The 25,579-nt window shown below is 46.1% G+C and carries 18 protein-coding genes and 1 riboswitch; of the genes, 8 read left to right on the top strand and 10 right to left on the bottom strand.

The annotated features are described in order from the left end of the window. Positions 1–238: 238 nt before the first annotated feature. A complete protein-coding gene (mutL, locus tag BUR09_RS08475) occupies positions 239–2,299 on the top strand; it encodes a DNA mismatch repair endonuclease MutL (RefSeq protein WP_074216522.1) in 2,061 nt (686 codons plus the stop codon). Positions 2,300–2,652: 353 nt separating this feature from the next. Further along, positions 2,653–2,997: a DUF190 domain-containing protein gene (locus BUR09_RS08470; RefSeq protein ID WP_074216521.1), complete on the top strand. Its 345-nt coding sequence runs from the start codon at positions 2,653–2,655 to the stop codon at positions 2,995–2,997. Positions 2,998–3,106: 109 nt separating this feature from the next. Here BUR09_RS08470 and rfaD read toward each other — a convergent pair whose 3' ends face one another. Genes rfaD through BUR09_RS08450 form a run of 4 tightly spaced genes read right to left on the bottom strand, consistent with a single transcriptional unit; the run spans position 3,107 to position 6,933 of the window. Then, positions 3,107–4,078, bottom strand: coding sequence for an ADP-glyceromanno-heptose 6-epimerase (rfaD, locus tag BUR09_RS08465; RefSeq protein ID WP_074216520.1), 972 nt, complete (start codon positions 4,076–4,078; stop codon positions 3,107–3,109). 19 nt (positions 4,079–4,097) lie between these two features. Next, positions 4,098–4,775: a YkgJ family cysteine cluster protein gene (locus BUR09_RS08460; RefSeq protein ID WP_074216519.1), complete on the bottom strand. Its 678-nt coding sequence runs from the start codon at positions 4,773–4,775 to the stop codon at positions 4,098–4,100. Positions 4,776–4,812: 37 nt separating this feature from the next. Further along, on the bottom strand, positions 4,813–6,180 hold the full coding sequence (locus BUR09_RS08455) for a protein kinase domain-containing protein (RefSeq protein WP_074216518.1): 1,368 nt from the start codon (positions 6,178–6,180) through the stop codon (positions 4,813–4,815). 18 nt (positions 6,181–6,198) lie between these two features. Beyond that, positions 6,199–6,933 (bottom strand): metallophosphoesterase family protein, encoded by a 735-nt coding sequence (locus BUR09_RS08450; protein ID WP_074216517.1) that lies wholly within the window; start codon positions 6,931–6,933, stop codon positions 6,199–6,201. Positions 6,934–7,329: 396 nt separating this feature from the next. Between BUR09_RS08450 and gnd the strand changes: the two genes are divergently transcribed. From gnd to BUR09_RS08435, 3 genes are all read left to right on the top strand, one after another. Beyond that, positions 7,330–8,229 (top strand): phosphogluconate dehydrogenase (NAD(+)-dependent, decarboxylating), encoded by a 900-nt coding sequence (gnd, locus tag BUR09_RS08445; RefSeq protein ID WP_074216516.1) that lies wholly within the window; start codon positions 7,330–7,332, stop codon positions 8,227–8,229. Between the two features lie 8 nt (positions 8,230–8,237). Next, positions 8,238–9,839 carry a glucose-6-phosphate dehydrogenase gene (gene zwf, locus BUR09_RS08440; protein ID WP_074217031.1) on the top strand — a complete coding sequence of 534 codons (1,602 nt, stop codon included), beginning with the start codon at positions 8,238–8,240 and terminating at the stop codon, positions 9,837–9,839. Between the two features lie 187 nt (positions 9,840–10,026). Continuing rightward, the gene (locus BUR09_RS08435) at positions 10,027–12,816 is read left to right on the top strand and encodes a helicase C-terminal domain-containing protein (RefSeq protein ID WP_074216515.1); all 2,790 of its coding nucleotides are present in this window, start codon (positions 10,027–10,029) and stop codon (positions 12,814–12,816) included. A 72-nt stretch (positions 12,817–12,888) separates the two neighbouring features. Here BUR09_RS08435 and BUR09_RS08430 read toward each other — a convergent pair whose 3' ends face one another. After that, on the bottom strand, positions 12,889–13,275 hold the full coding sequence (locus BUR09_RS08430) for a hypothetical protein (RefSeq protein WP_074216514.1): 387 nt from the start codon (positions 13,273–13,275) through the stop codon (positions 12,889–12,891). A gap of 453 nt (positions 13,276–13,728) precedes the next feature. After that, positions 13,729–13,885, top strand: a riboswitch (cobalamin riboswitch). A 176-nt stretch (positions 13,886–14,061) separates the two neighbouring features. On the opposite strand from BUR09_RS08430, the gene BUR09_RS08425 reads away from it, so the two are divergent. Next, entirely contained in the window at positions 14,062–16,128 is a 2,067-nt protein-coding gene (locus tag BUR09_RS08425) for a ribonucleoside triphosphate reductase (RefSeq protein ID WP_074216513.1), read from the top strand. 78 nt (positions 16,129–16,206) lie between these two features. Here BUR09_RS08425 and BUR09_RS08420 read toward each other — a convergent pair whose 3' ends face one another. Both BUR09_RS08420 and BUR09_RS08415 read right to left on the bottom strand, forming a co-directional pair. Further along, complete coding sequence (locus BUR09_RS08420; protein WP_074216512.1) at positions 16,207–17,577, bottom strand: PFL family protein; 1,371 nt, start codon at positions 17,575–17,577, stop codon at positions 16,207–16,209. Between the two features lie 83 nt (positions 17,578–17,660). Next, a complete protein-coding gene (locus BUR09_RS08415) occupies positions 17,661–18,224 on the bottom strand; it encodes a glycine cleavage system protein R (RefSeq protein ID WP_074216511.1) in 564 nt (187 codons plus the stop codon). A 297-nt stretch (positions 18,225–18,521) separates the two neighbouring features. Between BUR09_RS08415 and BUR09_RS08410 the strand changes: the two genes are divergently transcribed. Continuing rightward, positions 18,522–19,217, top strand: coding sequence for an aspartate/glutamate racemase family protein (locus tag BUR09_RS08410; RefSeq protein WP_074216510.1), 696 nt, complete (start codon positions 18,522–18,524; stop codon positions 19,215–19,217). Between the two features lie 340 nt (positions 19,218–19,557). On the opposite strand, the gene BUR09_RS08405 is transcribed toward BUR09_RS08410, so the two are convergent. Both BUR09_RS08405 and BUR09_RS08400 read right to left on the bottom strand, forming a co-directional pair. Further along, positions 19,558–20,655: an SO_0444 family Cu/Zn efflux transporter gene (locus tag BUR09_RS08405; RefSeq protein WP_074216509.1), complete on the bottom strand. Its 1,098-nt coding sequence runs from the start codon at positions 20,653–20,655 to the stop codon at positions 19,558–19,560. Positions 20,656–20,923: 268 nt separating this feature from the next. Beyond that, positions 20,924–22,057: a VgrG-related protein gene (locus BUR09_RS08400; RefSeq protein WP_074216508.1), complete on the bottom strand. Its 1,134-nt coding sequence runs from the start codon at positions 22,055–22,057 to the stop codon at positions 20,924–20,926. A 447-nt stretch (positions 22,058–22,504) separates the two neighbouring features. Between BUR09_RS08400 and topA the strand changes: the two genes are divergently transcribed. After that, a complete protein-coding gene (topA, locus tag BUR09_RS08395) occupies positions 22,505–24,790 on the top strand; it encodes a type I DNA topoisomerase (RefSeq protein ID WP_074216507.1) in 2,286 nt (761 codons plus the stop codon). 219 nt (positions 24,791–25,009) lie between these two features. Here topA and BUR09_RS08390 read toward each other — a convergent pair whose 3' ends face one another. Continuing rightward, entirely contained in the window at positions 25,010–25,351 is a 342-nt protein-coding gene (locus BUR09_RS08390; protein WP_074216506.1) for a hypothetical protein, read from the bottom strand. Between the last annotated feature and the right edge of the window lie 228 nt (positions 25,352–25,579).

Here is a 25,579-nt window from a genome sequence, read left to right as displayed (position 1 = left end):
ACAACCTTCTATTAAATAGGTAACGAGCCAGAGGGTTCTTGTAAACTTCTTTTACATTTACTCATGTTATAACTTATCGCTAAAACTCCCAATCCAGCGCCATCCGTACGCACCCGCCCAAAGCTGTCATCGCAAAAGTCAACTTTAGTGTTGCAAATTGCCAAAGCAGAACTAATTAAGTACACGAATAATAGAACCGTCAGTTCTAACATCAACCGCCCCGTAGAGTGGAATTTGTATGACACAAAAAACTGAAACCAGACGCCATATCCAAGTACTGCCATCCGACCTTCGTAACCAGATCGCTGCTGGTGAAGTGGTAGAACGCCCAGCTTCTGTTGTGAAAGAACTCGTTGAAAACAGCATTGATGCTGGAGCCACACACGTAGACATAACAATAGAGGAAGGTGGACAGACTCTTATTCTGGTGCGCGATAATGGCCACGGCATTCCTCAGAATGAACTGGAAATGGCCGTCACACGCCATGCCACAAGCAAGGTCTCAAGTCTGGAAGAATTGATGAGCATTGGCAGCTACGGTTTCCGTGGTGAGGCACTACCGTCAATCGCCTCTGTCTCTACATTTACCATAACCTCTGCACCAGTACCTGAAGTTCCTAATAGTCCGTCAGACGCCTTTTTCATTAAAGTAGAACACGGCAATATTGTCAGTCAGGGACCTGCGGCGCTGCATCAAGGAACGGTTGTTGAAATTCGTGACCTGTTTGCTAACATTCCGGCACGACTCAAATTTTTAAAAACCAAAAATACAGAAACTAAGCGATGTCAGGATATGCTTTCGCGCCTTGCACTTGCACGCCCTGATGTCGGATTCACATTTACCAATAACGGACGAGAAGTGTGGCGTTTTCCTAAAAACCAAACTCTTCGAGACCGACTCGCTACCCTTTGGCCTCCAGCTATTACGGAATCACTGATTCCTCTGGAATACAACCGCGAAAGCTATACCGTGCGAGGCCTTACAGGTCACCCGCAAAAAGCACAGCCACGTGCAGACCGTATGCTTTTCTGGGTAAACGGCCGCTCAGTGAATGACAGACTCCTCATGCGTGCAGTGCGCGACGGATACAAAGGACGTCTGCTCAGCAAAGAATATCCGCAGATTGCGTTGTTTCTTGAAATGCAACCGGAACTCGTAGATGCCAACGTGCACCCTGCTAAAAACGAAGTCCGCTTTCAGGATGAAAACAGTGTCTATCTTGCTGTACGTAAAGGTGTTGAAAACGCTCTGGATGAACTCACCGTACTTGAACAGGTTGAAGCAGGAACCGATCCTTTTTCGCCTTCCAAACAGGCTCCAGCTGCTACACAGGCATCCTTAGATTTCACTTCACCGCCACCAAAGCCAGCTGGCTTCTGGGGTGCAGCAGATGATCACAGTGTGATAAACAGCAAGCCAAGTACTGAACCTGCTGGACACGAAACAGAAATTGTACGCACAACGCACAACACCACTGCTGAAACCTTAGCCACGGTAGAAAACACCGATGATGTGACCATTGAATTCACTCCATCCACAACGCATCCGGCAGAAGCATTTTCTCCTGTTCTCGAACTTGAAGAGCCACCAGCTGCTATTACTAAACAAGCAGACCTTTCCATTGTACCTCCAACTCAGGCATATGCAGAAGAAGTACAGTCCGCAGGGGTGGCAGCCACTTCGACAGCAGACTACTACGAATCACAGGAATATTCCGAACCAAAAATGGATAATCAGAGTGTCACTATCGGTGACCTAACCTATCTGGGGCAACTGGCAGATACTTATCTGATTATCCGTCAACAAAATCAAAAACTCGTACTACTGGATCAGCATGCGGTGCACGAACGAATTTTATTTGAACGCATCAAACGCGATGCATCGCAAGGATACTCCCAACTATTAGCATTGCCTATCAGCCTTACGCTTCATCCTTCTGAAACACACAGGCTACAGGAAATGTGGGGTGATCTGGAGAAAATCGGCTTCTCTCTGGCAACATCCGGAGAAACTGAAGTCCGTGTGAAGGGTATTCCAAATGCACTTGAAACAGCGGAAGCAAAAGAATTTCTACGGGAAATTCTCTCAGGTCAAATAAGCTCAATGGAAGACATGTGGGCTATGATGTCCTGCAAAAGTGCTATCAAAGCCGGACAAAAGCTCACCTCAGACGAAGCAGCCGGCCTTATTGCCCAATGGCTTACCACACCGGACAGAACCTACTGCCCGCATGGTCGTCCTGCTGTATTGCAGTTCACCATTGATGATCTCGAGAAGATGTTCAAACGTAAAGGGTAAGTTAGCAGGCTTTACTCACTGTAAAAAGCATCCAACGGTCAGCATAATTATTATGCTGACCGTTTTTTATTACCTAATACAACAGGTTGAAAAAAATCATAAGGCAAACATCAATACTTAGAACATCATTAATTTCAACATTACAGACTTTTACAAAAAACCTCTGATGCCAGTTCCAACAATTTTCTGTTTATATACAAAGAACTATCTACCGCTCTCTTTAAAATAGCAGATACAACTGCATGGAAACTGTATTCTGTTACGGTATTCATTGAATTTTTTCTTAAAAAAAGAATACGCACACAATTTTCCAATACACCGCAACGCTGAGAGCAGCTCCGACGGAGGCCGAAATGACAGAATGCACAAATGTTGAACGTATTACATGCATCGTTGATGAAGATAAAACCCACAATGGCGAACCATTATACCGCGCAATTGTTGAAAAAGCCCAGGAAAGCGGTATTGCCGGCGCGACTGTAACTAAAGGAATTATGGGATTCGGCGCAGCAAAGAGACTGCGTCGGGAACGCCCGATGGGCAGAAGTTCTGATGTTCCGGTAACTATCCAGATGATTGACGAAAAAGAAAAGCTCGATACTTTTTCAGAAACACTTTGCGACATGATTCAACAGGGCATCATTGTCCGCGAACCAGTAGCAATGTGCCACATTCGCTGTGGTGACGATATTCTCTAATACTCAGCAATAAAAAAGGGTGGAGCCAATGCTCCACCCTTTTTTTATTGCTTTCTATACAGAACAAGAGTGATCCCTTCCGTAATATCGGGAAACACAGATTGAACGATTAAAGGTATGGATCGTCCTGAGCAAGGTAGTTCTGCACGTAATCTTTCGCACCCTCTTCAAGAGAACGGAATTTCACAGGACAACCGGCATCCTGAAGACGTTTCATTGGTGCTTCTGTAAAGTACTGGTATTTACCACGCAAAATTTCCGGCATTTCAATGTAGCTGATCTCTGGCTCAATATCCATTGCAGCAAATACTGATCGTGCGAGAGCATTCCAAGTACGTGCTGTGCCGGTACCGATGTTGAAGAGGCCGTTTGCCTGCGGGTTCTCAAGGAGCCACCACATAGCTTCTACACAGTCTTTTACGTACACAAAGTCACGCTTTTGACCGCCGTGCGGGTAATCTGGATGATAAGACTTAAAGAGCTTCATCTCCTGTGTCTCACCAATCTGGGAGAATGCCTTACAAACAACACTCATCATGTTGCCTTTATGGTATTCGTTCGGACCGTACACGTTGAAGAATTTAAGGGACGCAATTTTATCGAGGCGTCCGGTACGTTCTGCCCAGAGATCAAAAAGCTGTTTGGAGTATCCGTACATGTTCAGTGGCTTCAGCTTATGCATGGTTTCAAGAGAATCCTCAAAACCAAACTGACCGTCACCGTAAGTTGCAGCAGAACTAGCGTTAATGAAACGTGCGTCATTCATAAGCGCAAGTTCACACATTGCTTTAGTGTACTGCAGGTTGTTTTCCATAAGGAAATCTGCATCTTTTTCTGTGGTAGAAGAACACGCACCCATATGGATGATTGCATCAATTTCCCAAGGAATCTGATCAGTCATCACCATTTCAAGAAAAGTATCACGATGGATATATTCTTCATAAGTACGGTTAACAAGGTTCTTCCACTTCTCGGTACAACCGAGGTTGTCCACTACGATAATATCTGTGATGCCCATTTCGTTGAGCTTCCAGACCATAGCGCTGCCAATCATTCCGGCGCCACCAGTAACAATGTACATACTGTCCTCCTAATAGGAGCTAGCTAGCTTTTTTCTCGGTAATAGTCTCAAGCTCAGGACCGTGCTCGGTTTCCACAATACGCAGACCAAACATATGCACGGTTTCCCCAAGGGTACGGCCAAAAAGAAATTCCATTTCTGCTGCCGGAATCCCCGCTTTTTCCTGAACGACCTTACGGAACGCCATGTCGAAACGTACAGCTTCCAAAAAATCTTCTTTTGCAGAAGGATCTTCTTTCATACGCTCGTAAATTGTTCCAAGGTATTCGTAGCCACATTTTTCTTCATGTGTACGAACAAGTTCAGCATAGCCGTTATTATCGCCGAGAATATCGAAACGAGTAACGCGGTTTTCTTCGTACATTTCCTGAAGTGCATCAGGATTCCAACAGTCCAGAGTTCTACATTCTTCCGGACGGTCGTTATAGATGAAACAAAGACGGTCTACCACGTTAAAAAAGCAGCAAGTCCATGTGCTTTCGTTACGGCGGGTAATTTTAACGAGTTCCTGCTGAAGCGGCACAAGCTGACCAGTAACGTTGTCACGTACCAACTCACCACGACGGAACGTCATGAGGTCCTTACGCTGAAAAACCCCTTTTTCGTAAAGCTCCAGATCAGCTTTGTGCAGAGCAGGGCCGCCCTTGGCACAACATGTACCGCAACGGGTACATTCTTTCTGTATTTCCTGACCCATTTGAGGTCTCCTTTTTTAATCTGTATGGATAGTTCGTCTACCCGCGCACCGCTCTGACAGCAAACTGACACGTCATATCCTGCCAGCCTACAAAGCCCATTGATGCACTCACAAACCATGCCGCCATATACGACTTTGTGTCGCACGTCCAGAGTGTATCCTGGGCACTGTCAAGAAGCTGCGGCACACAAAACGCTCCAAGCTCCGGTGGTTCCTGCACTAGTGACGAAAGCTCATCAACAGTCGGCAACCGCCAATTATTGAAGCCAGCAAATTTTTTCTCATTCAATGATGCAATGTACGCATGGGCTTCATCCCATGTACACGCAAATTCACTACCGGACTGCTGCCACATTTTTCCAGTTGCAGCATCCGTAACGGTTCCATCCTCATTATCAACAAGGTCTGCCATTCCTACGCAATCAGGACGCCATAATGAGTCTAGCCCGAAGGCCTGCTGCGCATTAGCAAGACGTACTTTAACACCCTCTGTACGCATAACAGGGGTATCTGTCGGGCACGGCGGTATTTCCGCAAACTCATCAATAAACCGGCATTCATTATCAACCCGTTCACGCCATTTTTCCACCAACACATCAAGCGCAATACGCATTTCTTTAGCAGTAGAAAAACGCTGTTCCGGGTCAACCGCCATAGCTGTATCAAAAAAAGCATCCCACTCGCTATTCAAATCAAGAGAATACTGGCTGGCACGCGGAGCCATATTGTTTGTATACAGTGCTTCGTCTGTAGGCAACACCCCTGTAAGCATTCGGTACAGCATAACTCCTACAGAAAAAATATCTGATCTTCCATCTACACTGTCCGGCGCTGCCTCCTGCTCCGGAGCGGCATAGTACGGGGAGCCTACACGTTCTCCCTTTGCGGCAGACGTAGGCTTCATCTCGCCGCGAAGCCGCGACAGACCAAAATCAATAAGCTTGATTTCATCAAGTCCTGTAATCATCAGGTTAAACGGCTTCACATCCCTGTGCACAATCCCTGCCTGATGCATCCGGTAGAGCGCATCAAGAGTCTGTGACGCATAGGACACAGCGGTGGTAAGCGGAAGTTTACGCGTTGGCGCCTCCACTCGATAACTTTCACCGATTACCATACCAAGATTACGGCAAAAATATTCCATAACAAAAAACGGCGTGCCGTCGGCTACATCATAATCCCATATAGCAGCGATATTAGGATGATCGAGTTTTCCCATAATGCGGGCTTCTGCTTCAAAACGCTCAACAAGTTCTTCCTGATCAACAAGAAACTCCATCATCTCTGATGGCTTAAGTACTTTCAAAGCAACAATGCGCCCAGTTATCGGCTGACGGGCTTTGAACACAGCCCCCATTCCGCCTCTGCCAAGCAGGCCGCACACAGTATAACGTCCAATTTTCATGTATCTCTTCCTGTAACTCTATGACAGCAAACGCATGGCGTATCGTTCCGGCAGTCCGCGTTCTTTCATTTTGGCAATAGTCTCTGTGGGGTCATACGCAACGCACCGAACAATAAGCTCGTGGGTCTCAGTATCCCACACAAGATACTTTGCACGTGGATCACGATCTCGCGGTTGTCCCACCGCACCTGCGTTCACCATATACCGACTGATAAAATCTAGAGAATATTTTCCCTCTTTAAGATCACTCCACTCAACTTCGCCATCCGAACAACGAATAAGTCCAAGCTCATGCGTGTGTCCCATAAAAGCAATCTGTTCAGAAAAACGCGAAAATTTTAGAAGAACTCTTTCTTTATTCAATTCCCAAACATACTGGAATGCAGAACGCGGTGGCAGGCCATGGACAAACAACGAGCCATGGCGAGAAAGCACAAGAGGAAGCGAACGCAGATACTCAAGTGACGCTTCAGATAACATTTGCGCTGTCTTATCAACTACCTCAGCAGCTTGCTTATTAAAACAGGAACGGTATTTCTTGCGCCCAACACCTAATTCATGGTTTCCAGCAACAGAAAGTATACCGTGCTCCTGAACAGTTTTTACGCACAGTTCAGGGTCAGGCCCATACCCCACAATATCCCCAAGGGAAATTATTTCAGAAACATCCGGAAAAGTCCGTGCAATATCATGCAGCACACTGATAAGGGCTTCATAATTTGCGTGAATATCTGACAGAATTACGATTCGCATTTGAAAAGCATATCAGGAACTGTTTTTGCTGACAAAGTGTAATACCGCCGTTTCCACCTCTATTAATCTCGCCAATCAAATACAAAAAATCACTCTTTGTAATTTGTACAAATCACAAAAAACAAATCTAAAAAGCAACGTTCCCACACATATCAACGTTACTTATAACCGCAGCAAATTGCACTAACAGCCCAGCTCACGTACGGTGAAGAGTGTGTTTCTTCTGTATGCCCGACATTATTACTTCATTACTTCTGTATTTTTTCAAAACATAACAGAACATAGAAAAATTATTAGAACCTAGCCTGTTACCCTCAGAAGCACATCAGAGACATATACTCAAATATGGATTCTTCCTTTTACCAGAAACCACATTACTTTTTCAGAGGTAATCATATGCAAGTAGCAATGATAGGTCTTGGTCGAATGGGAATGAATATGGCCCGCCGTCTTCTTCAAGGTGGCCATAAAGTTGTAGTTTGGAATCGCTCTCCTGATAAAGTTACCGCCATGGTCAACGAAGGTGCCATCGGAGCAGAATCAATTAAAGAAGCAATACAAAAACTTACATGTCCGCGTGTTGTATGGTGCATGCTGCCCGCGGGAAACGTCACCGACATGGCCTTAAAAGAAATTTTAGATACGCTTGTTCCTGATGATATGGTTATCGAAGGCGGCAACTCCTACTGGAAAGACGACTTGGAACATGCAAAAGCATTTTACCAAAAAGGCTGCGGTTACATAGATGCCGGCGTTTCCGGAGGAGTATGGGGATTAAAAGTAGGATATTGCACCATGGTAGGCGGAAAAGATCGTCACGTGCGTCGTGCAAAACCACTTTTTGACACACTGGCTCCACCACGTGGCTGGAAACACGTTGGTCCTGTCGGCTCAGGTCATTTTGTCAAAATGGTGCACAACGGTATTGAGTACGCAATGATGGAAGCTATAGGCGAAGGTTTTGACCTGATGCACAATGGCCCCTTCGACAAGCTTGACCTAGGTGGCATTGCCGACTTGTGGGGACAAGGTAGCGTTATCCGTTCCTGGTTACTTGAGCTACTCACAACAGCCTACAAACGAGATCCTGACCTCTCCTCAATTAAAGGCTACGTTGATGATTCCGGCGAAGGACGCTGGACTGTACTCAACAGTATTGAATACGGGGTTTCCACCCCTGTGCTTGCTCAATCGCTCTTCAAACGTTTTGAATCGCGTCAGGGTGACGTATATTCAAATAAAGTTCTTGCAGCGTTACGCAAAGAGTTTGGCGGACATCCTGTAAAAACAAAATAGATATGCCCATGCCTAACATTCAAGCAACAATGACTCCATCCCACACGCCGTGCGAAGAATTGAAACCGGACGGCTGTGGGATAATCATTTTCGGTGCCTCGGGTGATCTTGTTTACAGAAAACTCATGCCTGCACTTTTTAATCTCTACGTACGTCAACTCATGCCTGAGAAATTCTACATACTGGGTTTTGCACGTACTGAAATGAGTGATGATGACTTCCGCGAGCGAGCACGTAAAGCGCTCACTGATGCGCATAAAAATAGCGAAGCGCACATCATTGATTCATTTCTGTCTCACTGCAGATATACATCTGGAGACTACAACAACATAGAAGCCTACAGACAATTGCAAAAGAAAGCTTCCATTTGTGAATGCGACTACACAAAAAAAGAAAACAAACTATTTTACCTCGCTCTTCCTCCACAACTACATTCTACTGTTGTAAGTCGCTTGTCACAATCGGGACTAACTGTGGAAGGAGACAAAGGTAATCCGTGGGCACGGGTCGTGTTCGAGAAGCCATTCGGTCATGACCTGCAGTCAGCACTTGATCTGGATAACCATCTTTGCTCCATGCTCAACCCGTCACAAATATTCCGCATTGACCACTATCTCGGCAAAGAAACAGTACAATCCATTTTAATGCTCCGCTTTGCAAACATCATGTTCGAACCTCTCTGGAACGAAAAATTCATTGATAACATCCAGATCACCGTAGCAGAATCCGTAGGCGTCGGACACAGAGGGGGCTATTATGAACAGGCAGGATGTTTGCGCGACATGTTCCAAAACCACATGTTACAGATGCTTTCGCTCGTCACTATGGAACCACCAACACGTTTTGAAGCTGAATACGTACAGAATGAGCGCGTAAAACTGTTAAAAGCAATACGTCCATGGTCAGAACGTACGTTGAAGGACAACATTGTCCGCGCTCAGTACACAGCGGGAGAAATTAACCACGAAGCCGTTCAAGATTATCGTCAGGAAGCCAATATTGATCCTGATTCCATCACTGAATCCTTTGTGGCCATGAAACTATACATCGACAACTGGCGCTGGCAGGGAGTGCCCATTTATCTTCGCTCCGGCAAGCGGATGCATATGCGTGAATCAGAAATTGCAGTCACATTCAAACGGGTTCCATATTCCCTGTTCGGATTTGAATCACAACACGAGATGCCGGCAAACATCCTGGTCATGAAGATCCAGCCAAATGAAGGTGTAGATCTCACAATACATACTAAACAGCCGGGACCGAAATCCTGCATGGCGAGCTTGTCGCTCTCATTCAAGTATTCAGAAGTGTTCGACGTCGCTCCACAGGATGCCTACGAACGGCTGCTGCTCGACTGCATGCTTGGCGACAGAACACTCTTCCTTTCCAGTGAAGGCGTTGAAGCTGCGTGGACTATTATCGACCCTATCCTCAACTTCTGGCGCAATTATCCAGAAAAATCTCCGCTGCAAACATACAAGGCAGGCTCATGGGGGCCAAAAGCATCGGACGACCTACTACTTCGAAATGGACATCAATGGCGCAACCCACCTGATGAACATGGAACACACTTTAAGAGTCTAGCCAAACCGCTCTTAGTAAGGCGTTAGGATAATTTTTTAGGCAGCATTAACGCTGCCTTTTTATTGCCTTTGGCGAACATGGGGCTCTCTCCCCACACGAAAAAGACAACATCTCGGCTGTCATTATGCTAGACAACATTAGGGGTTAACGTAATAAAACTGCTCGTAATAAATCACAACTGACAGCCTTGTTTGCTTCTGATATGCCAGAGGAATGTTTCGTCCTTTTACTACTCCTATCGAAGATATTGCCATTGTCTTCGGGCATGAACGCAGCCTTAGCAACGGTGAGAAGCGAATCTACTCCGTTGCTGCGTTACGCATCTCCAAAGATGCTACTGTAAGCGAGTTCACCTCCCATATCCGCTCCGAAAAACTCCGTGCGCGAGAGTTTGCCCATTCGCAACTTGGAGAAGCAAAATTAAAAAAAGCACCGGACGAGATCACTGTTTCCGGCCATCTTCAGGATTTTCTGGAAGGTGTTGATCATATCGTAGGTTACGTTCCAAACGGACACATCATCTCACTGGAACCGCTTTGCAACAACGAGCGCATCATTGATGCCGCCCTGCTGGCAGACTACTTTATGCCATGGACTGGTGCAGCCACAGCAAAGTCCCTATGGGAATATATCCATAAGCAGGAGCGTCAAAAAATCAGCTTTTCTGCGCTGGAAGGAGCAGAACTCTGCGTCGATTTGCTCAAACATCTCTTTAGCACTGTCCTGAATGACACATCGTTCCCTGCAGCCAGTGCCCTGCGTTACTACCTTGGCACAAGCAGCACGCTTTTCGGTACATTCTGCTGTCACATGCTTGAGCACTATGGAGACTATTTTGGTACTTCGCTCATTACTCCGGCATCAAAATCGGAAACAGCAGATTGGGAGCAGTTTCTGGAAAAAGCTCCCAAAAAAGAAAAAATAGATTCTCAAACGGAAGCATATCGGGAACTGCCCGAAGACGAAATTCAACAACTTTACGAGCAGCTTGCCCACAAACGTAAGGGATACTCTGTCCGTAAACCGCAAGTTGACTACGCTTCCCATGTTGCACGCGCTATCAACACAAACGCCGTTGCCTGTATCGAGGCAGGCACTGGAACAGGTAAAACTCTTGGCTATCTGCTTCCTGTCATGGAATTTTTGAAGCGCAATCCTTCGCAGCGTATTGCCATCGCCACCTACACAAAGAGCTTACAGAAACAGCTGTACGGAAACGAGCTGGATTCCTGCCGAGAACTGTTTGGGCAGTACAACGATATACCTGTTGCCCTTATCAAAGGAAAATCAAACTACGTCTGTGCTCACAAGCTCAACGACATTCTTTCTCCACTGCTGAACGGCGTAGAACTGCTCGCGTGGCTTTATTTTGCGAACATCTGCTACCGTTATCGCATTACAGACTTAGACGATATTTCGCCGCGTATGCGTGCCTACTTCGACGAAGGACGTATCTTAAGTAATTTTGCACAGGAAGTTTCAGCAGGAAGCGGCTGCTTCAGTACCCACAAGCAATGTCCGGGTAACATTGTTACTGCTGAGGCAGCGCAATCACGTCTTGTCATCACAAACCACAACAAGCTGGTGTTGATGGAAAGCGACCCGCAGTTGAGTGATTTGTTCAAGCATTGCATTATCGACGAAGCAAACCACTTTGAAGATGCCGTTCGCACAACCTTGAGTCCGGAAGTCTCCACTTCGGATATTTCATTCTACTGCCGCTACCTTCGTGAGCAATGCCGAAAGCTTATTCTGGCTCCATCCACACCTGAACCAGTAGAACTTAAGGCAGAAGCAGTAGTTAGCGAAATTGCCTACACCATCACCAAAATCAACGCCCTGCGTGACCAGTTCAAACAAATGAATCAGGCAGCAGCTTACGGAGCCGTACCTGTTACGCCTGCGCACAAGGCCTTTACACAAGGCGATGTGGTAAACGACCTGAAGATTCTCAACAAACATCTGGAGCGCATCCACGAACTTTCTGCGTTCTTTACCGGAAAAAAAGCGAAAGACCTTCCTTTAGGATACAAAACCATCTCGCGTTGCCGCACAATGCGCACGCTGCTCCAAGAAGTCAGCGTGAACCTTATGATGATTCGTAAAGGACTGCACGAAGACGGCACATGGAATTCTGTACATGTTTTTCCACGCAACTGGATTCTCTGCGGCGGACAAGTATACATGGGAGCCTTTATCCGCGAATCCATAATCAAAGAACGCGACACCATAATTCTTACATCTGCCACCCTCACCCACCAGTCCAGCTTCACCCCGTACAGACGGACCTTAGGACTGGGTAAAAGTGATCTTCTCCAATTTTCAGATAAAGAAGCACCACCAAAACCATGCTTTGTTGCCCGCGTAGCCCCACCTTTTACACCGGATTATTCACTTGTTGTTCCTTCAGATGCTCCAAGTGCTCTCTACGAGCACAAAAAAATCTGGCTAGAATACACTCTCAGCGTGCTGCCAAAGCTTATTGAATACAACGACGGAGCGACTCTTGTACTCTGCGCCAGCTATGAGGACTTGGAAGCCCTTCGAAAAAATCTGGAAGCTACGTATGATGGCAGCTACCCACTTCTTTTCCAAAGAAAAGGTGAGCCAGCAACCGCGCTTATTGAAGAATTCAGAACAACGCGAGAAAGCGTTTTATTCGGTGTAGAAACGTTCTGGCATGGTGTAGATTTCCCGGGCAATACACTCACTCAGGTTGTCATTACACGGCTGCCATTTCCTGCACCTAACTCTCCGCTTATGGATGCCCGAAAGAGATTCCTTCCTGACGGAGTTTTCTGGGAACGCTATCGATACGAAACAGCGATAAAGTTCAGACAAGGGGTAGGCAGGCTCATCAGACGTGAGACTGATTCCGGACTCGTAGTGGTTCTGGACAACAGGTTGCTAAAAAATCAACGTCTGGCCCCTTGCCAGATCATTCAGGGGATGAGGAATATTCCTGAACGCCATCGTGGGCGAAGTTGGAAGAAAGCTGAATAAAAAAGAACGCCCAGTACATACGCTGTACAGGGCGTTTTCATAATCAGCACATGTTAGTTATTAAATATCGCACTACTTCTTCTTACCTTTCGACTTTGATTTGCCAGCAGAGTTTGTACACATCTCTTCATATGCATGAGCAAACATCTTGTTCACTTCCTCCATTGAGGAAATAGATCCCATCTGACCGGCAAGGTAACCATGCATAAAACCACGTTCATAAGCGAAGACCTTCGCCATATCCAGTTCAGTTGCTTCAGGATTCTGCTCTTTGAACATTGCTTCACCTTCAATGAAGTATGTCTTGGCAGCCTCATTTTTGCGCATTTCAAGAGCAAGATATCCGCACTGGATTTTATTCTTGTAATTACCATTAACTGTTATTTCGCTCTTCTTAGAAGCCGCTACAGCAACCTGCGCAACAAGCATGAGGCTTAACGCCATAACCAATGCTCTCATGTTCTCTCCCTGTTTTCTATCGTGATTATGGAATGCCACCCACTCAATCATTCATGGGAAACGGTAACAACATGATTCTTACCAGACCGTCCTCCATGTGTTAAAAAAGTGAATACACCACTTCTTACACACTTTACTCATCTTTTAAAAGCCAAAGCACAACTAATTAGAATAACACAACACCCAACTGTAACCGCTTTTCTTCTCATTTTACGTAACTCAAGTCACAGTTTGCAGGGCTTTTCGAGCAATTTTCATGTCACTGTAAGAAACCTTTTGTGAGTGAACAATCACGTTTATCGCTGTGCCACTTCAAGGAACAAATTTAATTTGTGCGTAAAAAAAAATTTTCATAAAGTTCGACAAATTACCTTGTGGATAACTTGTTAATTTAGCCTTATTTCACAACTCGATACTTGATGCTGAAGTGGGTTTTTGTTAGCTCTTGGGCACCCAAAAAATACTCCTTCAGGAGCCGAAAGGCGCAAAGGAAATCCGGTAAAAATCCGGTGCGGTCCTGCCGCTGTAATCTTACTCCTCTCCTCTGAGGCAGATACACGCAACTATGAGAGTAAGAAAGCCAGCTCCCTTCCTGAAGTTCTACCGGTACAGAGCGTACTACCGGTATTCAATCAAAATAATTCATAACCTGTGCCTGCGTACGTTGGGGTTCTGTCGCTACGTACACATCCCAGGCTGCAAGATGTCGAATTGCTGACGCAATGCATGCGTTTTGTTCGCATGCTTTTCTTTTGCCATGCACTTTTTATGACGTCCGGAGTTGTAATGCCCAAACAGATTCTGAAGCGAGACGGTTGCATCGAAACTTGGTCCCTCGAACGAATTGCCCAAGCTATTCTTAAAGCACTCAAAAGCAGTGGTATTAAAGACCCACTTCTTTCAAAAAGACTTGCACGTAAGGTCGAAGAAAAACTTGCAAATGTCGAAACCCCTGAGCAAGAACAAGTTCAAGATACTGTTCAGCAAGTGCTCATGGAAGCTCGCTTGTACGCTGTAGCAGAACGTTACATCATTTACCGTGAAAAACGCCGTGAAATGCGTACTCAGGATCAGGCTTACTTCGATGTATCCAGCATGATCGAAAGCTACCTTGACCGTAGCGACTGGCGCGTTAACGAAAACTCCAACATGGGGCATTCATTCCAGGGTCTCATCCTGCATATGGCTGGCTCTGTTCAGGCTCGCTACGTGCTCGAAAAATATCCGGAAGAAATCCGTCAGGCACACACTCACGGTTACTTCCACATTCACGATCTTTCCTTTGGTCTTGCAGGCTACTGCTCCGGCTGGAGCCTTCGCGACCTGCTCCTTGAAGGATTTAACCTTGAAGGACGTTGTTGTTCTGCTCCTGCAAAACACTTCGATTCCGCTTGCGGTCAGATTGTAAACTTCCTTGGCACACTGCAGAACGAATGGTCCGGTGCACAGGCATTCAACAACGTTGATACTTACCTTGCGCCATTTATTCGTCTCGATAATCTTGATTACCCGACTGTTCGTCAGCAGATCCAAAAACTGGTTTACAACCTGAACACTACTTCCCGTTGGGGTGGCCAGAGCCCGTTCACCAACTTTACTTTCGATATGGTTGTTCCTGCACACATTGCAAACGAACCAATCATCATCGGTGGTGCGTTCCAGGATACAACCTACGGCGAGTACCAGAAAGAAATGGATATGATTAACCGTGCGTTCCTTGAGGTTATGCTCGAAGGTGACGCAGACGGTCGTATCTTCTCATTCCCTATCCCGACTTACAACGTTACCAAAGACTTTGACTGGGATTCTAAACCAGCTCAGCTTCTTATGGAACTGACTGCCAAGTACGGTGTTCCGTACTTCCAGAACTTCATCAACTCCGACCTTAATCCGGAAGATGTTCGTTCTATGTGCTGCCGTCTGCAGATGGATCTTCGTGAAATCCGCAAAAAAACCGGTGGCCTCTTTGGCGCTGGCGACCTCACCGGTTCTATCGGTGTTGTTACCCTGAACCTGCCTAAACTTGCATACCTTGCACACAACGAAGAAGACTTCCTCGACCTCGTTGAAGAATACGCAGAAATGGCAAAAGAATCTCTCGAGTTCAAACGCAAACTTTGCCAGCAGAACCTCGAAGCAGGCATGTTCCCATTCTCTCGTCGCTACCTCAAAAACGGCTACAAAGGTCACTTCTCCACCATCGGTCTCATCGGTGGTCACGAAGCTTGCCTCAACCTGCTCGGTAAAGGTATCGAATCTGAAAGTGGTCTGCGCCTTATGCGCCGTGTTCTCAACCACCTGCGCGCTCTTACCGTGCGTTTCCAGGAAGAGACCGGCAACCTGTACAACCTTGAAGCAACTCCGGGTGAAGGCACTTGTTACCGTCTGGCTAAAACAGACAAAGAACTCTACGCAGACATTATCTCTGCCGGTAACGAAGTACCATACTACACTAACTCCACCCTGCTTCCAGTAGGTCTTACCAGCGACGTATTCTACGCTCTTGAGCACCAGAACGAACTGCAGACCCTCTACAATGGTGGTACCGTATTCCACTCCTTCCTCGGTGAAGCTGTACCGGAACCGGAAAGCGTAAAGAATTACCTCATCAAAGCTATGAGCAATACCAAAATTCCTTACATCTCCGTAACTCCGACCTTCTCCATTTGTAAGGAACACGGCTACATCAACGGTGAACACTTCAACTGCCCAACTTGCGGCAGCGAAGCAGAAGTATACACCCGCGTTGTTGGCTACTACCGCCCAGTAAAACGCTGGAACAAAGGTAAACAGGAAGAATACCGTCAGCGTCAGGAATACGCTCTCACCGCACTTACCGACTGCGGCTGCTAGCCTGTCCACCATAACCCAAGTATAAAAAAAGCCGTTCTGCATATGCAGAACGGCTTTTTATTTAGTAAAAAAACAGACCTAGTTTTTCAAACTATGGATTGGCGCTGGAATACGGCCACCAAGCTTAATGAACGACTCTGCATTACCGCCCGGTACAGCCATGATCTGGGCTTCACCGAGAAGACCGCCAAAGGATACGCTATCGCCAACACCTTTTCCCGGAACAGGAATAATGCGCACAGCAGTTGTTTTGCTGTTGATCATACCAATTGCCATTTCGTCAGCAATAATACCGGAAAGTGTTGAAGCGGAAGTATCACCCGGCACTGCAACCATATCGAGCCCTACAGAACAAACGCTTGTCATAGCCTCGAGCTTTTCCATAGTCAGCGCACCGGACGCAGCTGCAGCTGCAATACTGGAATCTTCAGACACTGGGATAAACGCACCGGAAAGACCGCCCACATGGGAAGATGCGAATGCGCCGCCTTTTTTAACAGCATCGTTCAACATTGCCAGTACAGCAGTTGATCCCGGAGCACCGATGGAAGAGAGACCAACGGCTTCAAAAATTTCACCTACAGAGTCACCAACTTCCGGAGTCGGAGCCAAGGAAAGGTCAGCCACACCGAACGGAAGTCCGAGACGCTCAGCTACTTCCTTACCAATGATTTCACCTACGCGGGTTACTTTAAACGCAGTACGCTTAATAACTTCTGCGACGTCGCCAAGGCTTTTAGCGCTACCATCCTGCACGGCACGGTCGATTGCTTTTTTAACAACACCCGGACCGGAAACACCTACGTTGATAACAGCTTCAGGCTCGCCCACACCAAGATAAGCACCTGCCATAAAAGGTACATCCTGAGGAATATTAGCAAACACAACAAGCTTAGCACAGCCAAGACCGTCCTTATCCGCAGTGCGCGCTGCAATATCCTTAATACGCTGTCCCATAAGAGCAACAGCGTCCATGTTGATACCGGTTCTGGAAGACGCAACGTTAATTGAGGAACAGACACGCTGCGTCACAGCCAATGCTTCCGGAAGAGAATCGATAAGGGCACGGTCACCTTTAGTCATGCCTTTCTCAACCAGCGCACCGAAGCCGCCAAGAAAATCTACGCCAGCTTCCTGTGCTGCTTCATCAAGAATCTTACACGCTTTCACCATCTGTTCCGGCGTATAAGAAGCACACACAACACCCATAGGGCTTACGCTAATGCGCTTGTTTACAATAGGAATACCGTACTTGTCGCCTACCTCATCACAGGTAGCCACAAGTTTTTTTGAATAATGTCTGATCTTGGTACGAACACGATCGGCAAACACATCAAAATCATGGCTTGCACAATCAAAAAGACTCACACCAAGTGTTACGGTACGAACGTCCAAATGCTCATTTCGGAGCATTGCTAAAGTACTGAGCACTTCGCGATCTGAAAGCATTTTTTATCCTTCTATAATGACAGGCTAAAAATCTCATTTAAGTAGACGGTGACACGTTTCAAAAAAATGTCACCCATCAAAAGCTACACAGGCTGAACCCTGTGCACAGCTTCAAAAATATCCCTATGCTGAACACTTACCCGCACCGAAAGTTCTTCGGCTTTTGTGTTCAACACACCACGCAGAGCAGAAAGCTCTACAGAACCAGGGACAATTACCTCAAAAACAATGAGAGCATACCCGTCTGGCTGGTCTTCAGGAACAATAGCTTTCAGGTTGGCAATATTCACATTGTGCTCGCCAAGAATACCTGAAATTGCAGCAACGAGCCCCTTTTGATCAGGACCATCTACTGTTACTACAAATGGTTGAGGGTTTTCAGCAGTCCAGCTCCTACCGTCATAAAGGCGTGCTGTAACACTAAGATCAACCTGTCGTTCAGCAAGTCCCTTCTCCAGTGCATCCTGCAAAACTTCAACAGTACAACCGTCAGGCATTTCAGCAATTACGATTGCAGCAAATTCACTATGCAGGATAGTTTGACTTACTTCATTAATGTTGCAATCCAGCCCTGTAAGCAGGCTGGCAACCGCATGTACGACTCCCGGACTATCTTTGCCGAGAAATGATACAACTACCTTTTTCATATTTTGCACTCCAAACATATAGATTCAGGGAGATTGATTGCCTCTTCTGATTATGTCAAGCCTAACTGCAGAAAGAGCAGGCGCAACGCCGCATAAAAACAGCAACTACTGGACACAGAAGCTGTTACTCGCCATCATCATTCCCTGATATATTCGTCCCAGGCATACCTCGTTTTCCTACCAAATCACTCCACTAACCCTATATTTTATAAAACATATTTTACATTCCCCACACCATATGCAAAAATTTGATCATTTCACAGAACACGTTTTCAAAGAAGTTCAAAGGATATTTTCATGAAAAAGATCGGATTATTGGGCGGCATGTCTTGGGAAACAACAATAACCTACTACCGTCTGTTAAACGAAGGTGCCCGTAACCGCCTTGGCGGATTTCATTCTTGTAAAATCCTTATGGACAGTGTCGACTTTGCTGAACTGAGAGAGTTAGTCAGCAAAGGCGACTGGGCATCCGTCGGTACCAAACTAGCGCAAGCCGGACTGAATACTGAAGCTGGTGGTGCAGACATGCTCCTCATTGGCGCAAATACCATGCATCATGTTGCTAACACCGTACAAGGCGCGCTCGAAATACCCGTGCTTCACATTGCTGACGCAATCGCCATTAAAGCGACAGAACTCAACGTTCATAAGCTCGGATTGCTCGGAACAGCTTTTACGATGGAACAAGATTTCATTACGCGTCCACTCGCAGACAAGTACGGACTCGAAGTAATCGTGCCAGATAAAGAAGCGCGCGGTGTTATCCACGACAGCATCTTTAACGAATTCAGCAACGGCAAATTCTTGGACAGCACTCGTGAAAAATACATCAGCATTATACATGAACTCAAAAATAACGGTGCTGAAGCGATTATTCTAGGGCGTCCCGAAATCGGACTACTTATGAAAAATACCGATTGCAAAATCCCATTCATCGATACCGTTCAGGCACACGTCGACATGGCACTTGATACAGCTTTTGCTGAATAATTTTTCTTTTTTTGAATTGTTACTGCCTCCGGCGGGTCTCCGACGGACGGGCTCTGCCCTGCACCCGCGAGAGGGACGCCCTCTCGACTGCGAGATTGTAATCCCGATTTAATGATAGCTGTTCAATCTTAACGGTTAGTTGCTTAATATTATTCATTCAAAATGAATAAGTAACAAGCTAGCATTGTTTACTGACCAGAAATCGTTAACGGATAGTCGCCCCCCGCAGTCAAGGAGGAACAAAAACTCAAACACCGCAGGCCCAAAAAGAACGAAAAGAAAACAAAAAAAGCCACGCTCAAGAGCGTGGCTTTTTTAAGGAGTCTTACTCAACAGCGGCTTAATGACAGCCGCAGGATTCACTATGTTGATGCCCAGAACGACCGACAAACTGTCGACCTACGAGGAAAAGTAAAATAATTGTAGCAGCGTATGCCACAAAACCATGCTGATGCGTTTCAACGTCATTAATCCAAGCAAATACGGACAAACCGAGCTTTGCGTACACCCAGTTCACAGCAAGACCGAGAATTACTGATGTTACCGCGATGGATGTCACGTAAATAAACGCAACGCGCTTACCAAGAGTCTGTGCCACTACAGTAATGGTTGCAGCGTTAGTTGCCGGTCCTGCGAGCAAGAACACTAGAGCACCACCCGGAGAAAGTCCTTTAAGTGCGAGCGCTGCCGCAATTGGGGTAGATGCGGTCGCGCACACATACATTGGAACCCCGATGAACACCATCAGGATCATGCTGAGGAGACCGTCACCTACATAATCCTGAAAGAAGGTAACTGGAAGAAATGTGGAAACAACAGCAGCGATAAGTATGCCAATAAGCAACCACTTGCCTATATCAGCCACAAGTTCGCCAAAGGCAAACTGCATACCGACAGTAAATTTATCTTTGAACGTTTTTCCTGCCGGTTTGGAAGAACAACAGCCGGAGGTGCAAGCCTCTTCTTTCTTCAATGTGGTCGGTGCAAAGTTAAGAGGAGTAAATGCAACTTTTCCCTGCTTTGGCTTTTCAGGGAACGCATCAACAAGAGTACCCGCGGTAAGGGCAGATATGAAAGCAGCTACTGGGCGAACAATAGTCATAATGGGATCAAGCAGCGCATAAGTAATGGCGATAGAATCGACTCCAGTCTCTGGAGTCGAAATCATGAAGGATGTAGTTGCGCCCTTGCTTGCCCCCTGCTGACGAAGACCCGCTGCAGCAGGGATAACACCACATGAACAAAGTGGGAGTGGAACGCCAAACATTGAAGCTTTGACAACTGCACCTTTCTTGTTGTTACCAAGATGCCGAGCTACAAAGTCAGCCGGCAAAAATCCTTTAAGAAGTCCGGCAACAAAAAAACCAAAAAGAACGTACGGGGAAGCTTCAAGCAGAATCTCCCATACTTCTTTAAAATATTGTATTGCAATTTCCATTAAATACCTCTGAAAATAATATTACGCATGAATATGTATTCATATGTAACTAAATCAGAAGCGCTGGTCGGTCAAGTGCACGCAGACAATTCTTCAAGCAAACTCTCACTTAAATAATACAAAAAAGGACATCGTAACGATGTCCTTTTTATTCGCTATAATCATAGCAAAACCTCCGTCTGATTCTCGACGTACAGAACAGAGCCAGCTTGATCATCTGCCCACTAAGCATCTTATTATCGACGCATTGTGCGTCAACATTCCAACACTAAGCAAGCATTGATAATGCGACATTAAGCTCGGTATCCAGTCTGTTCTGAACACTTTCCTGAATTTTCGGAGTCGAAGTTGCAAATTCATTTCTGCGCAATGCGTAGACATTTTTAATAAATGCTTCCTGCATTTCTTCAGAGAAACCACCTGTTTCGCCAAATGCTTTTGCAAAAATTTTAACAGCACCACGAGGACCATGCTGCAAGGAAGTAGAAAGCAACACTTCTTCCATAGCGGTACTCAAATGAGAAACATCCATTTTATCCTGAATTACTCGGGCTACTGGAGTAAAATAGCGGGACTGCATAAAAGCATCCTGCATTTTCTCAAAACGTACAGGGTCAATATTTGCCACTTCCTGCCAGGCAGTAGGCATTTCTCCCTCTTTTGATCCCGTGTTCACAGCACCAGCCGCTCTAAGATGTAATGAGATGTCAGATGCATGTGTATCAAGATACGTCAAAAAATCGTCCATTGTTCCACGAGCAGATGAGAACTGGTACTTACCATACGAGGTTCCACCTGTTTCATCATAACCAATGGCACCAATATTTCCGGCAGCACCAGATTCAAACATAGTTGCTAATGCCCCACGAAGCTCATTAGTTACAATATGTTCTACACTTCTTGATTCATTTTCATCAGTGCTATCACCCATAGCACTGTCAGAAACTTGAGCAACGGTATCCATAGAGTCATTTTCAACTTCACGACTCATCATACCCTGCAAATTTACACCAACACCATATGCAGAAACAGTCTCCAGCTGATTCTTCTCAGCCGCTTCTGTCAGTGTTTTGAGCGCACCACTTAAAACAGTTGGTTCAACTGATGCTACATTAATAAGTGTTGCGAGTGCAGAAACATTCCTGAGGTTCATTCCAGAAGGTACTGCACGCTCAGCTTCCGATAATCCGAAATATGAATTTTTAATTTGTAAGGCAGCTGGGTTAAGAGATTGAGAAGATGCCATAGCATCTGCAACCTGCTGCGGTTCTCTAAGCAAGGTTTCAAAACGACTAACGCCGTTTTTATTTGCAGCATCATTAAGTAATTTCGCACCAGTGCGTCTTTTTGACTGCTGCAGGACTCCCTGCACCTGCGTCATAGAGATTTGGGTAACAGACATTTTATTCCTCCTAAAGCTCCCCCGAGCTCGACAACGTACGTCTGACAATGAGCAATTAGAATGCCAACTCGTTAGATTCGTTATAATCCGTGGGTTCCAGCGAGATCGAGTAAATCACCCACTGTAACTTTTAAGGAAAATGTCAGTTCTTTGAACGCACTTTATATATAATACATACGATAACCCAATAACATCTTCACATTCAGCTGTATCATTTCCATACTGCAACCATCTTGTAATATAGAGGCGACGATAAACAACCTTGTAATTTTGTATTATTGTTCAGGAAGATATGCTGTCGTAATCATATTTTAGAAAATCGGCACTTGACGCTAGCAGCATTTGCCGTATCTTCCCTTAACGGAAAAACGCTTAGCATCTGGTACACCTATTGAGAACTTCATGGTACCAGTTACTCCTTAACCAACATCGGAAACAGGACATTCAATGGGAAAAGACCTGATAATCGTGGAATCACCCGCAAAGGTGAAAACTATTAAAAAGTTCCTTGGCCGTAACTATATGGTTCACGCCAGTGTAGGTCACGTGCGAGATTTGCCTAAGAAAGATCTCGGCGTGGATGAAGAAAAAAACTACAAGCCAAAGTACCAGATCATTCAGGGTAAGCAGAAGGTTGTTTCCACACTGAAAGAAGCGGCAGCAAAGGCTGATCACGTATACCTTGCTCCCGACCCCGACCGCGAGGGTGAGGCTATTGCGTGGCACATTGCTGAGATTATCAAAAAAGAAAATTCCAATCCTAAGCGTATCCAATTTAACGAAATTACCGCCCGTGCGGTTCGTGAAGCGCTTGAGCACCCAAAGGATCTGAACGAAGATCTTTTTGACGCACAGCAGGCACGTCGTATTCTTGACCGCCTTGTGGGCTACAAGCTCTCTCCACTGCTCTGGAACAAGGTAAAGCGCGGTATCTCTGCCGGTCGTGTTCAGTCTGTAGCACTCCGCCTTATTGTAGAGCGCGAAGCAGAACGCTACGCATTTACTCCAGAAGAGTACTGGGTATTCAAAGCAGAGATGGAAGGCGAAAACCCGCCACCATTCAAAGCTGCCCTACACCAGATTGCCGGTAAAAAAGCTGTTGTTCCTAACGAAGAGGCCGCAAACGAACTTCAGGAAGCAGTACTTGCCTCCAACATAACTGTGGAAAAAGTTGAAGAAAAGAAACGCAGCCGTCAGCCGCTGCCGCCGTTCATCACTTCCACACTCCAGCAGGCAGCAAGCCAGCGGCACGGCTACTCTGCAAAGCGTACCATGTCCATTGCCCAGCGCCTGTACGAGGGTGTTGAGCTTGGCGACAAAGGCACAACAGCGCTTATCACATACATGCGTACTGACTCCGTCCGCATTGCCGATGATGCACGCGATGCAGCTAAGGAACTGATTCTTTCCATGTACGGTGAAGAATACGTTCCGGCAAAACCTCGTTTCTTTAAAACCAAGTCCAGCGCGCAGGATGCTCACGAAGCAATCCGTCCGGTTGATGCATCCATCACTCCGGATTCTGTTCGCAACCTGCTCCCTCGTGAACAGCACGCACTGTACTCACTCATCTGGTCACGCTTCATGGCTTCCCAGATGGCTGCAGCTCAATTCCATGACACTACTGTCACTATTGCGGCTACACCGAACGCAGCTACAGTTAAAAATACTGAAAAGCTCGCTACTACATGGCGCGTAAAAGGTGAGCGCATGCTCTTCCCAGGTTTCCTTGCTGTTTCTCCGCAAAAAACCAAAGAAGACTCCGTTGAGCTGCCTAAACTTGAAGCAGGTCAGGACATCCGCCTTCTCAAGCTTGATAAAGAACAGAAATTTACCCAGCCGCCAGCCCGATTCTCCGAAGCGTCACTTGTACGCGAAATGGAAGAACTCGGCATCGGCCGTCCATCTACCTACGCAGCCATTATTTCTACCCTGCTGGATCGCGGTTATGCCCAGCTGGAAGAAAAGAACTTTGTTCCAACCGACCTTGGCCGAGTAGTCTGCCAGCAGCTTGTAAAACACTTCTCCACCCTTATGGACGTACGTTTTACCGCGCAGATGGAAACACTGCTCGATAACGTTGCAGAAGGTAAACTGGACTGGACTCAGCTCATGACTGACTTCATGAACGACTTCAACCCGACGCTTGAAAAAGCTGCCAAAGAAATGGAGTCTGTAAAGCAGGGACTTGAAACTGACCTTGAATGTTCAGAATGCGGCAAGCCGATGATGATCAAGTTCGGTAAGGCTGGAACCTTCCTTGCTTGCTCCGGCTATCCGGACTGTAAAAACACATCCAACTTTACCCGTGATGAAAACGGCAAAGTTGTGCTGGTGGAACGTCCAAAAGAAGAATTACAGAAAATGGGTGTCTGTCCGGACTGCGGAAAAGACCTTGTTCTCAAACGCACCCGAACCGGAGGACGCTTTATTGCGTGTACCGGTTATCCAGAATGCAAACACGCAAAGCCGTTCTCAACCGGCGTAAAATGTCCACGTTGTAATGAAGGTGAAATTGTAGAAAAATCCTCACGCTCCGGTAAAATTTTCTACTCCTGCAGCAGATATCCGCAGTGTGACTACGCATTATGGAACTACCCTGTGGAAGAAGAATGTCCGCAGTGTGACTCAAAACTGCTCACCATCAAAACAACCAAAGCACGTGGCAAACACATCGCCTGTCCGGAAAAAACCTGTCGTTATACCCGCAGCCTTGAAGAAGACAGTGAGTAATCTTTTGATTTTAAAAACAAAAAGCCCGAATCGTAATGATTCGGGCTTTTTTTATTCCCTCAGCACGCTTCAATGCACGGTGAGGAACCTGTTTTCCTGCAATTTGCTGCGCCATACCTAGGTAAAGGTCTTTCGGGGGGGAGGGGAATGACGCAGCAAATCACATGGGTAAAAGCAACATAGTCTACGTGAAGCAACCAGTTAGACTATACGTATGCCTTAAACTCGTTTTGTACGATCAAACTGCACTGCAGTACCGTAACAAGAGAAATATTTACTGCCATCCGGATGGAATGCGATGTTTTCCTGATATCCAATAATGGCCTGTGCGCCTTTATTTACAGCACGGGCAGCCATTCCAAAAAATGCATCGTCTGAATCGTATCCACGACATGCTACTAACCCGAGCACTTTTCCGATAGCGCGTCCTTCCAGCACTTCAGTGGTTACTACAGGGAACCGGCCGGCAAGAAATAATTCCTTAACACGTTCCATATTCTCGGTACGAGCCTGTTCAGCCTGTGTAGGCTTTTTATCATTTCCACCAAGCAAAAATAACATTGTAGTCCTCCTGAATGGGCACCCTATCTATTCGGAACGCCACGAAATTGTCTTTGCCAAGACATATAGCAAGGAGCTTGCCATTTTTGTAACACATTGACTTTGAATATGTTTTTTTACTTTTGTCAAAATTTCGCCATATTACGAAAGATGACAATTGAGCGAATAAACGGTAAATGGAAATAGGGGTCAGCTGCAATATTAGATAGCTGCGACCTTATAAATATG

The sequence above is a fragment of the Halodesulfovibrio marinisediminis DSM 17456 genome, assembly GCF_900129975.1.
GTDB classification, from domain to species: Bacteria; Desulfobacterota; Desulfovibrionia; order Desulfovibrionales; family Desulfovibrionaceae; genus Halodesulfovibrio; species Halodesulfovibrio marinisediminis.
The sequence above is the reverse complement of the archived record's forward strand: the minus strand, read 5'-3'. Positions and strand labels throughout refer to the sequence as shown.